15 protein-coding genes are annotated in these 13898 nt (G+C 71.0%); 12 read left to right on the top strand and 3 right to left on the bottom strand.

The features are described 5' to 3' along the window. Positions 1-27 precede the first annotated feature (27 nt). Positions 28-984, top strand: a complete 957-nt coding sequence (locus AB0878_RS13015; protein ID WP_366579416.1) for an SDR family NAD(P)-dependent oxidoreductase — start codon at positions 28-30, stop codon at positions 982-984. Between the two features lie 4 nt (positions 985-988). Here the strand turns inward: AB0878_RS13015 and AB0878_RS13010 are convergent, their stop codons facing one another. Further along, the gene (locus tag AB0878_RS13010; protein ID WP_366579414.1) at positions 989-1462 is read right to left on the bottom strand and encodes a DUF2000 domain-containing protein; all 474 of its coding nucleotides are present in this window, start codon (positions 1460-1462) and stop codon (positions 989-991) included. A 113-nt stretch (positions 1463-1575) separates the two neighbouring features. Between AB0878_RS13010 and AB0878_RS13005 the strand changes: the two genes are divergently transcribed. Further along, the gene (locus AB0878_RS13005) at positions 1576-2034 is read left to right on the top strand and encodes an Lrp/AsnC family transcriptional regulator (protein ID WP_255638415.1); all 459 of its coding nucleotides are present in this window, start codon (positions 1576-1578) and stop codon (positions 2032-2034) included. A 29-nt stretch (positions 2035-2063) separates the two neighbouring features. Here AB0878_RS13005 and AB0878_RS13000 read toward each other — a convergent pair whose 3' ends face one another. Next, a complete protein-coding gene (locus AB0878_RS13000) occupies positions 2064-2672 on the bottom strand; it encodes a CGNR zinc finger domain-containing protein (RefSeq protein ID WP_366579412.1) in 609 nt (202 codons plus the stop codon). A 134-nt stretch (positions 2673-2806) separates the two neighbouring features. Between AB0878_RS13000 and AB0878_RS12995 the strand changes: the two genes are divergently transcribed. Then, positions 2807-3433: an NAD(P)H-dependent oxidoreductase gene (locus tag AB0878_RS12995; RefSeq protein WP_366579410.1), complete on the top strand. Its 627-nt coding sequence runs from the start codon at positions 2807-2809 to the stop codon at positions 3431-3433. Between the two features lie 179 nt (positions 3434-3612). Further along, positions 3613-4422 (top strand): polysaccharide lyase family 7 protein, encoded by an 810-nt coding sequence (locus AB0878_RS12990; RefSeq protein ID WP_366579408.1) that lies wholly within the window; start codon positions 3613-3615, stop codon positions 4420-4422. Positions 4423-4490: 68 nt separating this feature from the next. Here the strand turns inward: AB0878_RS12990 and AB0878_RS12985 are convergent, their stop codons facing one another. Further along, positions 4491-5180 (bottom strand): GntR family transcriptional regulator, encoded by a 690-nt coding sequence (locus tag AB0878_RS12985; RefSeq protein ID WP_366579406.1) that lies wholly within the window; start codon positions 5178-5180, stop codon positions 4491-4493. 413 nt (positions 5181-5593) lie between these two features. Between AB0878_RS12985 and AB0878_RS12980 the strand changes: the two genes are divergently transcribed. The 8 genes from AB0878_RS12980 (at position 5594) to AB0878_RS12945 (ending at position 13696) form a co-directional block, all read left to right on the top strand. Then, complete coding sequence (locus AB0878_RS12980) at positions 5594-6952, top strand: MFS transporter (protein ID WP_366579405.1); 1359 nt, start codon at positions 5594-5596, stop codon at positions 6950-6952. A 14-nt stretch (positions 6953-6966) separates the two neighbouring features. Further along, complete coding sequence (locus AB0878_RS12975; protein ID WP_366579403.1) at positions 6967-7899, top strand: dihydrodipicolinate synthase family protein; 933 nt, start codon at positions 6967-6969, stop codon at positions 7897-7899. Beyond that, entirely contained in the window at positions 7896-8663 is a 768-nt protein-coding gene (locus tag AB0878_RS12970; RefSeq protein ID WP_366579401.1) for an SDR family oxidoreductase, read from the top strand. The genes AB0878_RS12975 and AB0878_RS12970 overlap by 4 nt, the downstream gene beginning before the upstream one ends. Positions 8664-8710: 47 nt before the next feature. Continuing rightward, positions 8711-9160 carry a MaoC/PaaZ C-terminal domain-containing protein gene (locus AB0878_RS12965; RefSeq protein WP_366579399.1) on the top strand — a complete coding sequence of 150 codons (450 nt, stop codon included), beginning with the start codon at positions 8711-8713 and terminating at the stop codon, positions 9158-9160. After that, positions 9157-10413, top strand: a complete 1257-nt coding sequence (locus AB0878_RS12960; protein ID WP_366579397.1) for a CoA transferase — start codon at positions 9157-9159, stop codon at positions 10411-10413. Before AB0878_RS12965 ends, AB0878_RS12960 begins: the two co-directional genes overlap by 4 nt. After that, positions 10410-11822, top strand: coding sequence for a four-carbon acid sugar kinase family protein (locus tag AB0878_RS12955; protein WP_366579395.1), 1413 nt, complete (start codon positions 10410-10412; stop codon positions 11820-11822). The genes AB0878_RS12960 and AB0878_RS12955 overlap by 4 nt, the downstream gene beginning before the upstream one ends. Next, positions 11819-12799: a D-erythronate dehydrogenase gene (gene denD, locus AB0878_RS12950; RefSeq protein ID WP_366579394.1), complete on the top strand. Its 981-nt coding sequence runs from the start codon at positions 11819-11821 to the stop codon at positions 12797-12799. The genes AB0878_RS12955 and denD overlap by 4 nt, the downstream gene beginning before the upstream one ends. Positions 12800-12865: 66 nt before the next feature. Further along, complete coding sequence (locus tag AB0878_RS12945; protein WP_366579393.1) at positions 12866-13696, top strand: class II fructose-bisphosphate aldolase; 831 nt, start codon at positions 12866-12868, stop codon at positions 13694-13696. Positions 13697-13898: the final 202 nt, after the last annotated feature.

The raw sequence follows: 13898 nt of genomic DNA, 5'->3' as shown, positions 1-13898 counted from the left end.
CACTGGACCTGTACCGCGAAGGACCCCATGGCCACCATCACCACCCCGTTCGGCGCGCGAGCCACGGCCGCCGAGGTCCTCGCCGGAGTGGACCTCACCGGCCGTCGCGTGATCGTCACCGGAGGGGCTTCCGGACTCGGCGCCGAGACCGTCCGCGCGCTCGCGGCGGCCGGCGCGCACGTCACCATCGCCACCCGCACGCCGGCTCACGCCAAGCAGCTCGTCGAGGAGTTCCCCCGCGTCGACGTCGCGGCGCTCGACCTCGCCGACCTCGGTTCGGTGCGGGCCTTCTGCGCGCAGTGGCAAGGGCCGGTCGACGCGCTGGTCGCCAACGCCGGCGTGATGGCGCTGCCCGAGCGCGAGGTCACCGCCGAGGGCTGGGAAATGCACCTGGGCATCAACTTCCTGGGCCACTTCGCGCTCGTCACCGGCCTGTGGGACGCGTTGCGCGCCGGCGGCGGAGCCCGCGTCGTCGTCCTCAGCTCGGGCGCGCACCTGCTGACGGACTTCTCCTTCGCCGACCCGCACTTCGAGCACCGGCCCTACGACCCGCTCGTCGCCTACGGCCAGTCGAAGACCGCGAGTGTGCTGCTCGCCGTCGGGATCAGCCGCCGCTGGGGCGGCGAAGGCATCTACGCCAACGCGTGCGCGCCGGGCGTCATCCGCACGAACCTCATGCGCCACCTCGCGCCGGACGCCCTGCGCCAGCTCGGCGCTCTCGACGACGACGGCAACGCCATCACCCCGGCGTACTTCAAAACCCCCGAGCAGGGCGCCGCCACGCCCACCCTGCTCGCCGCGTCGCCGCTGCTCAACGGCGTGGCCGGCCGCTACTTCGAGGACAACCAGGAAGCACCCACCATCGACGGCGGCGCGCACCTCGCGGCCGCCGGCGTCGACTCGATGGCAGGCGTCGCGCGGTGGGCCCTGGACCCCGTCGCGGCGGACCGCCTGTGGGACTACGCCTCGGCTGCCCTGCGCTAGCGGGTCACGGGAGCAACGGCAGCTTCCCGACGATCTTGGCCACGCGGTTGCGCGGGCCGACGATGCTCACCGCGTAGTAGCCGAGCTCCTCGCCGGTGCTTTCCTTCACACCGGCGAGGTAATCCGCGTACAGCAGCGTGTGCTGCGCGACCGCCGGCATGTCCGCCACGAAGCACCCGGGCGACGCCGCGGCCTTGGCACGGATGGTGCGCAGCGTCGGCCCGTCGGCGGCCAGCACCGAGCACCCCGTCCACGGCAGCCCGGGATGGGCCTGCCCGTCGGCATCCACGGCGTCTTCGCCGAGCAGCCCCGTGATGTTCGGCGCGGTCGCCGCGGCCGCGCAGATCGCCGCGTTCACCGCGCGCCCCGGCGGCAGACTTCCGTCGACCACGACCACCCACTTCAGGCGAGCCGCCCGCGTCGACACGGTCGCGACCTCGTCCGGAGTGAACCCGATCGGCGAACTTTCCTCGGTCAAAGCCGGACCTCCCTGGCTGTTCGTACTGCTGTTTCTCCAGCAAGCTAGACGAACAACCAGCGGAATCGCCTACGATCCGTACAAGTATCGGACTGGGCCCCTTGGAGGCGGACGTGGACGAACTTGATAAGGCGATCCTGCGGGAACTGCAGTCAGACGTCCGGAAGACCAACCGCGACGTCGCCGCCGCCGTCGGCGTCTCGCCCACCACCGCCCTCGACCGCACCCGCGCGCTGCGCCAGCGCGGCATCATCCAGGGCGCGACCCTCGACGTGAACCTGCCCGCCATCGGCCGCTCGGTGCAGGCCCTCGTCGCGGTCCGCGTGCGCCCGCCGTCGCGCCGCGTCATCGAAGGCTTCCGCAACTGGGTCACCACGCTGCCCGACATCCTCGGCCTCTACGTCACCACCGGCACCGAGGACTTCATCCTCCACGTCGCGGTCCCCGACAACGCCAGCCTGTACGCCTTTGTCATCGACAAGCTCACCGCGCGCCCCGAAGTGGCCGACGTCCGCACGTCGATCGTCTACGAACACCTGCGTAACACCCGCATCACTCCGGTGGAACGCTGAAAACCCGTTCGCCCGTCGGTGATCCGCGCCTACTGGACGTCCTTCGTGGCCCGAGCCCGGAAGTCACGCACTTTGGCCCGGTTCCCGCACGTCGCCATGGAGCACCAGCGGCGGCGGTGGGCTTTGGTGCGGTCGTAGAACCACAGGGGGCACTCCGGGCCTTCGCAGTTGCGGACCAGGGAGCGATCGCCGTGGACGAAGAGGTCGGCGGCGGCTTCCGCGGCGGGCGCGAGGAGCGACTGCGGGGTGGTCCACGTCCACCGGTCCTCCAGGTCGAGGTCGGCGCCGGAGCCGACGACCTGGCGGTTGTGGCCGCTGGTGGCGAAGACGGCGTTCAACGCGGCCAGGAACGGCTCGTCGGGTGCCGTGGGGTCGCCGTCCGCCCAGGCCCGGACCACCGGGCGCAGCCGCTCGCGCAGGGCGACGGCTTCGAGGGCCGCGGCGTCGAGCTCGTCGGCGGAGAAGTGGTCGAGCACCGCGGCCCGGTCCTGTTCGTCGATCAGGCCGGTGAGTTCGAGCCACCGCACGAAACCCGCGCCGTCGGGGATCAGCTCGGCGCTTTCGGCGGTGGCGGCGGTGTTGAGGAACGCGAGGGCCGGATGGTCGCTCAACCCGAGCAGGGGCAATTCCGGCTCCATCGGCCCTCCTTTCCTGTCCGTCCGTTCCGCCTTCGTTGACAGGCTACCGGGCCCGCTGTAACTGTTGATCTGCTCTTTTACCGGTTACAGCCGTCGCCCCGGACCGGTGGGCAAACACATCAGGAAGGCTTGTCATGACAACCGTTCTGCACATCTCGGCCAGTCCGCGAGGTGCCGCGTCGGACTCGGGTGCGCTGGCCGCGGCGTTCCTGGAGTCGTACCAGGACGCCCACCCCGGCACGGTCGTGAAGACGCTGGACCTCTGGGACGGCTCGCTGCCGCAGTTCGGACCGGCCGGCGCGAGCGCCAAGCTCGCCGTGTTCGCCGGCGGGGCACCCGAAGGCGAGCAGGCGCAGGTGTGGGCGCAGGCGCAGGCGCTCGCCGACGAGTTCACCTCGGCCGACGCCTACGTCTTCAGCATTCCCATGTGGAACTCGGGCGTGCCGTACGTCTTCAAGCAGTGGGTGGACATCATCACCCAGCCCGGCATGGTCTTCGGTTTCGATCCGGCCGCCGGTTACTCGGGTCTGGTCCACGGCAAGAAGGCCGCGACGATCTACACCAGCGGCGTCTACTCCGAAGGTGTCCCGATCCAGTTCGGCGCCGACTTCCACTCCACCTACGTGAAGGACTGGCTGCGTTTCATCGGCGTCACGGACGTCACCGAGATCCGCTTCCAGTCGACCATCTTCACGGGCACCCCGGCCCAGGACCGCGACGCGGCCCTGATCGCCGCGCGTGACGCGGGCAAGGCCTTTTAGCGTGTTCCGGTAATCGGGACCCGGCGGTCCGTCGCCTTGCGGGGACGGACCGCCGAGGTGCGTCGGGCATCATGTCAATCCTTGACTTGATGCGATCACAACCTTAACGTTTCCTTTCGCCGCCGGGTTTCCGCAACATTAATTCACATATCTGAATAAATGGCACAGAGGTCCCCACCGTGCGAAAGGAAACTGCGATGCGCATGCGCGCCGCGCTCGTCGTGCTGGCGATTCCCGCTTTCGTGGCTGCAACCGCGTTGTCCGCGGAGGCAGCGCCGGCCACCGTACAGTCCGTGCTGGGCAGCCCGTCCGTGGCTCCTGGCGGCAACTTCGACCTGTCGACCTGGCAGCTGCAGGAGCCGGTCGGCTCACCGGGCTCGCCGACCACCATCTCGTCGTCCCGGCTGCAAGGGCCCAACGGGTTCCAGGACAGCTATTTCTACACCGACACGCGCGACGGCGCGATGACGTTCTGGGCGCCGGAAAAGGGCGTCACCACCCCCAATTCGAACTACGCCCGATCCGAGCTTCGGGAGATGAACCGCGACGGTTCGGCTGCCAACTGGTCGCTGAGCGGCTCGCACAAGCTCAACGCGACGCTGCGCGTGGTGTCGGTGACGTCGAACGTGTGCGTCGGCCAGGTCCACCTCGGCACCGGCGGCTCGTCGACGAAACCGTTGCTGGAGCTGTACTACCGCTCCAGCGGCGACATCGTGCTGGGCACGGAGAACTCGCCCGACGGCGGCCAGACCCTGCACACCGTCGGCCACGTCGCGGTGGGCAAGACCTGGACCTACACGATCGGGATCTCCGGCGGCAACACCATCGACCTCACGGTGAACGGCAGCACGACGCACTACAGCATCCCGTCGTCGTTCAAGGCGTACAAGCAGTACTTCAAGGCCGGCTCGTACAACCAGTCCTCGTCGAGCAGCACGACGAAGGGCGCTCGCGTCGCCTTCTACGGGCTGACGATCTCGCACAGCTGACCGACACGGAAAACGGCGCCGCCGGGGCGAACCCGGCGGCGCCGTTTTGCGTGTCGTGGTTTCCCTTGCTACGAACGAACCTCGGCTTCGTCCACTGCCGACGTCGAGATGCTCCGGATGAGCCGGTCCCGCGCGGAAGCCATGTGGTCGGCCAGGAACTCGCTGCACGCGGCGGAGTCGCCGCGGGCGATGAGGTCGACGATGGGCGCGTGGCGGTCGTAGGCCATGTTGGCGCGGGCCGAGTCCGGGCCCGCCGCGAGCATCGTGATGCGCGCCAGGCTGCTGATGCCCTCCCACGACTGCAGCAGCAGCTGGTTGCCGGACAGCCGGCACATGGTGCCGTGGAACTCCAGGTCGGCGTCGAGGTCCGCGGCGAGGGACTCCGGCCGGCGGAGCCGCTCCAGGCGGTCGGTCAGCTCGGTGACGACCGACGACCGGTCGGGCCGCTCGCACAGCCGCCGCGCGGCGATCGTCTCCAGGCCGAGGCGGACTTCGAAGAGGTCTTCGACCTCCTGGGGTGACACCTCGCGCACGGACACCCGGCCGCGTGAGTCCTGCACGGCGAGCCCCTCCTGCTGGAGCTGCCGCAGCGCCTCGCGAAGCGTTGCCCGGCTCACCCCCAGCGAAGCGCTGAGGCTGACCTCGGCCAGGTGGGTTCCCGCGGGAATGTCCCCGCCGAAGATCGCCGTGCGCAGCAGGTCGACGGTCGACTCGCGCAGCGTGGTCCTGATCGGCTTGCTCGTGATGTTGATGGACACGCCACTCTCCCCGTTCGGACCGGCACCACGTGTGATCGCGGGCGGCCGGTAGCAGTCTAGCGGAAAACTGTTGCTTGACGGACTGTCGACATGCCGACAGGATGTACCGAGCCGGGCCACGAGCCCGGCCACCACGGCCGACGACGCAGCTGCCTCGCCGGCGGCGACGATCAGGAGACCGGGTTTGACCAGCGACAACGACACGAACCGGCCTGGGGCGTCCGCGCCCGGCTGCCGGTTCCCGTGGCCGCGCGCCACCCGCACCCCGATTCGGGCCGCGTCCCACCGACCGGAGCACGGCGCCCCAACGCGGCACCCCTCGACCCCCTCGCGGCTGACCTCCGCCGCCGCTCGCCCCCACCCCGTCCCCGGCCCCACCCGGCGTTCCATCGCAAGGAAGCGAGAAACGACCCATGACAGAGACTGAGCCCGCCGACCCGGCTCTCAAGGCCGACGGCGCCGCCACCCCGCGGCTCTCCCGCCGGCAGCACCGCCGCGTGATCATCGCCAGCGTTTCGGGCACCGTGATCGAGTGGTACGACTTCACGCTCTACGCCGTCGCCTCGTCGCTGATCTTCGGCCCCGAGTTCTTCCCCGGCGCGGGTCCGATCGGCTCGGTACTGGCCTCGTTCGGCACGTTCGCCATCGGCCTGGCCGTGCGGCCACTGGGCGGTCTGCTGTTCGCGCACTACGGCGACCGCGTCGGTCGCAAGCCGATCATGCTGACCACCGTGCTGGTGATGGGCCTGTCGACCACGTTGATCGGCGTGTTGCCCACGGCCGCGCAAGCAGGAGCGCTGGGTGCCTGGCTCCTGGTCCTGATGCGAGTGCTTCAGGGGCTGGGTGTCGGGGCCGAGTTCGCCGGCGCCGTCACGATGCTGAACGAGAGCTCACCGGAGTCCAAACGCGGGTTCTCCAGCGGGTTCGCCTCCGCCGCGAACTACGCGGGCACCACGATCGCGACGGTCACGTTCGCGTTGCTGGGCCTGCTGCCCGACGACGTCCTCCAGGGCTGGGCGTGGCGGATCCCGTTCCTGGCCACGATCGTCGTGGTGCTGGTCGCGGTGTACGTGCGGACGAAGGTCGAGGAGACCGCCGCGTTCCAGAGCGCCGTGCAGCGCAAGGTGATCAAGCGCCTGCCGCTGGGCAACGTGATCCGCGAGAAGCCGCGCGAACTGCTGTGCATGGCCGCGATCTACTGCTTCATCATCCCGTGGTCGTACACGATCCAGACCTTCGGCCTGACCTACCTGACCTCCACGGTGAAACTGCCCAAGGAGGTCGCGCTGACCTGCCTGGTGATCGGGTACGTCGTCCTGATGCCGGGCATGGTGTTCAGCGGAATACTGGTAGACCGGTTCGGACCGAAGAAACTGATGCTGTGGGGCTGTGCCGGCGGTGCGGTGTTCGCGTTCCCCGTGTTCTTCGGCATGAACTCCGGCTCGCCGGTGCTGACGACGATCGTGGTGATCTGCGGCCTGATGGTGAGCCAGGGCCTGCCTTCGGCGGCGTCGAGCGTGATCGTCACGCGGGCACTGCGGACCGAGTACCGCTGGTCGGGCATCACCGTCTGCCGCGAGATCCCCGCCGCCGTCGTCGGTGGCACCGCGCCGCTGGTGTCGGTCGGGCTCCTCACCCTCGGCGACGGCCGGCCGTGGTACATCGCGACCTACCTGGTCGTGCTCACCGGGCTGGGCCTGCTGGGTGTGCTGGCCATGCCGAAGTCCGTCTACCAGCGCAAGACCACGGGCGAAGCAGCCCCGATCCTCTGAAAGGGAACCTGAAGATGTACAAGGTGTTCACGGGCGTCATCCCGGCGTCGCTCATGCCCTTCACCGCCGGCCTCGAGATCGACGAGGTCAACTACCGCAGGCACCTGCGCGACCTGGCGGACACCGACGGGGTCACGGGCATCGCGATCAACGGCCACGCCGCCGAGGTCTCCAGCCTGACTCCGGCCGAACAGGAGGAAAGCCTGCGGATCGCGGTGGACGAGGTCGGTGACCGGGTCGACATCCTGTGCGGCGTCGCCGACGCGGACACCGCCCGGGCCGTCGACACGGCGCGGATGGCGCAGGAGGGTGGCGCCGACGGGCTGCTGGTGTTCCCGTCCAGCGTGTTCGGTCTCGGCATGCGCCACCGCCGCGAGGTCGCGGTGGCGCACTACGCGGCGATCGGCGCGGCCGTCGAGCTGCCGATGGTGCTCTTCATCGACGCCGCCGGCGCGTCGACCACTTTGGACGCCGCCCTGATCACCGAGCTGTGCGAGCGGGTCCCGAACATCACGGGGATCAAGGACTGGAGCGTCGACATCCTGGCGTACGAGGCCAACCTGCGGGCCGTTCGCGCGTTGCCGCGGCGGGTGTCGATGCTGACCAGCTTCAGCCGCGCGCTGCTGCCCTCGCTCGCGCTGGGCGGCGACGGCATCCTCAGCGGGCACGGTTCGATGATCGCCGACCTGCAGGTGGAGCTGCTGCGCCATGTCGAGGCCGGTGACCTCAAGGCCGCGCGCGAGGTGGTGGAACGGATCCACCCGCTCACCGAGGTGTTCTACGCCGAGCCGGTGCTCGACCAGCACAACCGGATGAAGGTCGCGGTCGCGATGCTCGGCCGGATCGACGAGGCCCACGTGCGCCCGCCGCTGCTGCCGATCGCCGCCGAGGAGCGCGCCGTGATCGCCGACGTGATCAAGGGCCTGCCCACCGGGGCCGCGAAGTGAGCGCCGGGTTCGCCGTCGTCACCGGCGGCGCCGGCGGGATCGGCCGGGCGGTCGCGGCCGTGCTCGCCGAGGGCGGGCAGCCGGTCGTGCTGGCCGACCTGGACGGGGCCGCCGCCGAAACCGCGGCCAAGGACCTGGCCGAACGCGGGCACCGGGCGCTCGGCGTGGCCACCGACGTGCGGGTGCGCGCCGACGTCGAGCGCGCCATCGAGGCCGGCCGCGCGGAGTTCTCCTTGCCGCTGACCACGTTCGTGAACAACGCCGGCTACACCGAGCTGTCCGACCCGCTGGAGATCACCGAACAACAGTGGGACGCGATCATGACGGTGAACGCCCGGGGTGTCCTGTTCGGACTCCAGGCCGCGAGCGCGGCCATGGGTGAGGGCGGCGCGATCGTCAACGTCAGCTCGTCCACCGCTCGCGGGCCGTACGTGCCCTCGGCGCACTACGCGGCCTCGAAGGCGGCGGTGCTGAGCCTGACCATGACGTTCGCCGCGCGGCTGGCCTCGCGGCGCATCCGCGTCAACAGCGTGGCACCGGCCATTGTGGACACCGACCTGTGGGACGGCTTCGACGCGCAGATCGCCGCCAAGGAGGGCCTGCCGCTCGGTGAGGCGAAGCGCACGCGGATCGAGCAGATCCCGATCGGGCGCGCGGGCACGCCCGAGGACGTGGCGCGTGCCGTCGCGTTCCTCGCCGATCCCGGCAACGGCTTCGTCACCGGCGAGTGCCTGCACCTGACCGGCGGCTCCTTCATGCAGTGACCCCCGCCGAGAGCAAAGCCGTACCAGCAGAACCGAAGGGCAACGACGTGACCGACGACATCCCATTCGCACCCGGGCTCCGGATCGGCGACCGGGTGGAGTTCCGCAAGACGATCAGCGAGTCCGATGTGTACCTCTACGCCGGGATCACCGGCGACTTCGCCGCCAACCACGTGGACGAGCTGTTCATGCAGAGCACCCACTACGGGCGGCGCATCGCCCACGGCTCGCTGCTCGTCGGCTTCACCTCCACGGCGTCCACGCTGATGTCGAACCGCACGCCGGCGCCCTCGGTTTCGGCCGGCTACGACCGCATCCGCTTCACCGGCCCGGCGTTCTTCGGCGACACGCTGATCACCGACTACGTGCTCACCGCCGTCGACGAGAGTCGCAAGAGGACGTTCGCCGACAGCACCATCCGCAACCAGAACGGCGACGTGTGCGCGGTCGCCGTGCACATCCTGCAGTTCATCGACGCCCCGGGAGCCCAGCAGTGAAACCACCGTACGCCGGGGTGCGCATCCTCGACCTGACCCAGCTGGAGCAGGGCCCGTCGGGCACGCAGGTGCTCGCCGACTTCGGCGCCGACGTCATCAAGATCGAGCGGCCGGGCGCCGGCGAGATCGGGCGGCGGATGAAGCCGGCCGAAGCCGGTGGCTACAGCTCGTTCTGGGCGGCCAACAACCGCAACAAGCGCAGCCTCAGCCTCGACCTCAAATCGCCCGAGGGCCGGCGGGTGTTCACCGAGCTGGCGAAGACCGCCGATGTCGTGGCCGCCAACTTCCGGCCCGGCGTGATGGAACGGCTCGGCTTCGGTTACGAGCAGCTCGCCGCGATCAACCCGCGCATCATCCTCGCGCTGGCCTCGGGCTACGGCCAGGACGGCCCGTACCGCGACCGGCGCGGCCAGGACCTCGCCGCGCAGGCGCTCGGCGGGATCATGGCGCTCACCGGCGACGCCGACGGCCCGCCGCGGCCGGTCGGCACCTACGTGGTGGACTACATCGCGGCCATGCACTTCGCGCAGGCGATCATGGCGGCGCTGGCCGCCCGCGAGCAGAACGGCGTCGGCCAAGTGGTGGACGTCTGCCTGCTCAACGCGGCCGTCGCCATGCACCTGCAGGAGGGTTCGGCCTACCTGAACGACCCGGTGCCCGTGCCGCGGCCGCGGCCGAACATCGCGCACTCGCGCAACACCGCGCTGTACGGCACGTACGAAACCGCGGACGGCCGGGCGATCGTGATCATCGCCGACATCTTCATCGACGAGCCGTGGCAGCGCGTCTGCCGCGCGCTCGAGATCGGCGACGAGACCGCGCAGGACCCCCGGTTCACCACGATCGCCGGCCTCGAGCAGCACCCGGACGAGGCCACGGCGGTGCTGCGCGAGGCGTTCGCCCGGTTCACCCGCTCGGACGCGGAAGCGCGGCTGCTCAAGGAAGACGTGCTGTGCGCGCCGGTGCAGGCGTACGACGAGGTGTTCACCGACCCGCAGGTGCTGTTCAACGGGATGGTGGTGGAGACCGAGATCGAGGGCGTCGGCAAGCGGCGCATCGTCGGCCAGCCCGTGCGGCTGCTCGGCACCCCGGCCGACCCCGCCCGGATCGCGCCGCCGCGCGTGGGCCAGCACAACGAGGAGATCCTCGCCGAGCTCGGCCTGTCCGCGGCGGAGATCGACGAGGTGCGCGCGGCCGGCGCGATCGGTGACGAGAACGAGCGCCGCGGCCGCGGGGAAGGGGACGCCTGGTGAGCTCGCGCCCCACCGAGGAACTCACCCTCCCGCCGGTCCGGCGGGTCCCCGCTTCGGCCGTCCGCCAGGCCCTGACCGGGGCACGGCAGGTCGCCGTGCTCGACGACGATCCCACCGGCACGCAGACCGTGCGCGACCTGCCGGTGCTGACCCGGTGGACGGTCGAGGACATCCGCTGGGCGCTGCGCCGGGGCCGGGCCGGGTTTTTCGTGCTCACCAACACCCGCAGCCTCGCGCCCGACGCCGCGGCCGCCCGCGACCGCGAGGTCGCCGAGGCCTGCCTTGCCGCGGCCGAGCTGGAAGGCGTGCGGCTCGCTTTCGCCAGCCGCAGCGATTCGACGCTGCGGGGCCACTTTCCGCTCGAGACGGACGTGCTCACGGAAGTCGTCGCCCAGCACGGCCAAACGGTCGACGGCGTGCTCCTCGCACCGGCCTATGTGGACGCCGGACGCGTCACGATCGGCGGGGTGCACTGGCTGCGCACCGCCGAGGGACTGACGCCGGCGGCCGACAGCGAGTTCGCGCGGGACGCCACCTTCGGCTACCGCTCGTCCCGGCTGGCCGAGTGGGTCGAGGAGAAGAGCGGCGGCCGGATCACCCGCGGGGACGTGGCCGAGCTGACGCTCGACGTAATCCGCCCCGGTACGGACGAAACGGTGGCCGCCCGGCTGACGGACACGCGCGACGGCCGCGTGGTCGTGCTCGACGCCGACGAGGACGACGACCTGAGGGCCACCGTGCTCGGGATCCTGGCGGCCGAGGCCGGCGGAAAGTCGTTCCTGTACCGCGTCGGCCCGTCGTTCGTGCGGGCCCGCGTGGGGCAGGACGCGCAGCCGCCGATCGACGATGACACGCTCGCGCGGCTCGTCGGGCCGGGCCACGGGCTCGTGGTCGTGGGCTCGCACGTCGGGCTCACGACCCGGCAGCTCGACCACCTCGCGCGGCAGCGCCGGTTCACCACCGTGGAGCTCGACGTGCCGACGCTGCTCGACGAAACCCGCGCCGAGCAGCACCTGCGCGACGCCGTCACCACCGCGACGGAGGCCCTCGCCGAAACCCTCGTGGTGCTCAGCACTTCGCGCACGCTGGTGACCGGCGACGACGAGGCCCACAGCCTGGAGATCGCCCGCCGGGTCAGTGCGGCGCTCACGCGGGCGGCGGGGGAGATCGTCGCTGCGCGCCGACCGTCCTATGTGGTCGGCAAGGGCGGCATCACCTCGTCCGACGTGGCCACCGGGGCACTCGGCATCGACCGGGCGTGGATCCGCGGCTCGCTGCTGCCGGGGATCGTCTCGCTGTGGGAACCGGCTTCAGGGCCGGCGCAGGGGCTGCCGTACGTGGTCTTCGCGGGCAACGTCGGCGGCGAGACGTCACTCACCGAGGTCATCGAACGTCTGGAGACGGCATGAGCACCCGCATCGTCATCACCGGCGGCGCCGGGTTCCTCGGCGCCGTCCTCGCCCGCCGGCTGCTCGCGGCCCCGATCGCCCTCGGCGGTGCGGCCCCCGAAGAACTCGGGGAGCTGGTCCTCGTCGACCTGTTCGAGCCACCGGCCGACCTCGTCGCCGACTCCCGCGTGCGCGTGCTGACCGGCGACCTCAGCGCAGCCTTGCCCGGGCTCGGGCCGGTCGACGCGATCTTCCACCTGGCGGGGGTGGTCAGCGGCGCGGCCGAGGCCGACTTCGACCTCGGCATGCGCACCAACCTCGACGGCACGCGGGCGTTGCTCGACTACGCGCGTGGTCTCGACACGCCGCCGGTGCTGGTGTTCTCCAGCTCGCTGGCCGTGTTCGGCAGCGACCCGGCGATCGGGCCGATCGGCGACGTCGACGACGACACACTCCCGCGGCCGCAGGCCAGCTACGGCGTGCAGAAGTTCATCGGCGAGCAGCTCGTGGCCGACTACACGCGCAAGGGCTTCGTGCGCGGCCGATCCGTGCGGCTGATGACGGTGTCGGTGCGGCCGGGCAAGCCGAACGCGGCCGCGTCGAGCTTCATGTCCGGCATCATCCGCGAACCGCTGGCCGGGCAACGCGCCGCTTGCCCGGTACCGCCGGACACGCCGATCGCACTGTCGTCGCCCCGCAAAACCCTCGACGGGCTGCTGCTCGCCGCGCAGGCCGACGACACCACCTGGGGCAGCCGCACCGCGATGAACCTGCCCGCGCTCACCACCACGCCGAAGGACATGGCCGCGGCACTCGACCGCGTGGCCGGCACCGGCACCAGCGACCTCATCGACTGGACCGACGACCCGGCCGTGGGCGCCATCGTGCGCAGCTGGCCCGCCCGGTTCCACACGCCGCGCGCCGAAAAGCTCGGCCTGGAACCGGAGCTCTCCTTCGACGACATCGTTCAGGCCTACCTCGACGACCTCGGACGCTGACCCGGCCGGGACCGTCCTTCGCGGACGGTCCCGGCCCCTCTCACCCGGAAGTGGAGCTTTCGACCGATGCGAGCGGCACTCGACGCCCTGGTCACCCGCAGACTCGCCGGCCAGTCGGCCATTCCCGCGTTCACCTGCTACGGGGCGGACACCGCGCTGGCGGTGGTGAGCGCCGCGGAGGAGCAGGGCCTGCCCGTGATCCTGCTGGTGGCGCCCTCGGCCGCCGAGCCGCGCCTCATCCGGACGCTGCGCGCGATCGCCGACGCGTCGGCCGTGCCGGTGTGCGTGCAGCTCGATCACGCGAAGGACGAGGCGTTGATCCGCTCGTCGATCGACGCCGGCGTCGATGCCGTGCTCGCCGACGGCTCTCATCTGCCGCCTGAGGAGAACGCGGCGTTCGTCCGCGCGGTCCTGGCTTTCGCCGCGCCGCGCGGCGTCGTCGTGGAAGCGGAGCTCGGCAGCGTGCCCGGCGACGAGGACCGCGCGGAAGCCGTCGAGGTGGCCGGCAAAACCGACCCCGCGCAGGTCGGGCCGTTCCTCGCGACCTCGGGGGCCCAGCTGCTCGCGTGCGGCGTCGGCAACGTCCACGGCCGCTACCGCGGCGCGCCCGCCCTCGACTGGCCGCGGCTGGCCCGCATCCGCGCCGAGGCCGGCACCGTCCCGCTCGTCCTGCACGGCGCGTCCGGCCTGCCGCCCGCCGACCTGCGCCGCTGCGGTGCCGCCGGCGTCGGCAAGGTGAACGTCAACACCGAACTCCGCACCGCGATGCTCGCCACCCTCGAAGCGGGTGTCGGCCCGGCCCGCGCGTCCGGCGAGGACATGCTGACGCTCACCCGCTCGGTGCTCACCACGGCGACCGGCGTCGCCCGCACCGTGCTCGAAACCCTCGGCGGTTAGCGCGGTCAGCCCGGCCCGGAGACGAACGCGGTGCCGCCCAGGCAGGCCTCCGCACAAAAGTTATCCGTCATTCACTGAATTCGACGGCCGGTGAACACCCCCGGCCTTCACCGAAGTGAACGGCCAGCTGGTCAAGTACCCTTCGACGTCCTCGCTTGCCAAAGCGTCCGTAGTGAACCACTATGCACTAGGGTGCAGCTCG

Origin of the sequence: Amycolatopsis sp. NPDC047767 (assembly GCF_040704195.1) — a bacterium.
Taxonomy (GTDB): Bacteria; Actinomycetota; Actinomycetes; order Mycobacteriales; family Pseudonocardiaceae; genus Amycolatopsis.
Note: the sequence above shows the minus strand (reverse complement) of the source record. Positions and strands in the feature narration are given on the sequence as shown.

Bases quoted from the DNA above. Each gene is read 5' to 3' on its own strand.
- AB0878_RS13015 (WP_366579416.1), top strand. From the start codon at position 28: ATGGCCACCATCACCACCCCGTTCGGCGCGCGAGCCACGGCCGCCGAG.
- AB0878_RS13000 (WP_366579412.1), bottom strand. From the start codon at position 2,672: ATGGAGCCGGAATTGCCCCTGCTCGGGTTGAGCGACCATCCGGCCCTC.
- AB0878_RS12995 (WP_366579410.1), top strand. From the start codon at position 2,807: ATGACAACCGTTCTGCACATCTCGGCCAGTCCGCGAGGTGCCGCGTCG.
- AB0878_RS12980 (WP_366579405.1), top strand. From the start codon at position 5,594: ATGACAGAGACTGAGCCCGCCGACCCGGCTCTCAAGGCCGACGGCGCC.
- AB0878_RS12975 (WP_366579403.1), top strand. From the start codon at position 6,967: ATGTACAAGGTGTTCACGGGCGTCATCCCGGCGTCGCTCATGCCCTTC.
- denD (WP_366579394.1), top strand. From the start codon at position 11,819: ATGAGCACCCGCATCGTCATCACCGGCGGCGCCGGGTTCCTCGGCGCC.
- AB0878_RS12945 (WP_366579393.1), top strand. From the start codon at position 12,866: ATGCGAGCGGCACTCGACGCCCTGGTCACCCGCAGACTCGCCGGCCAG.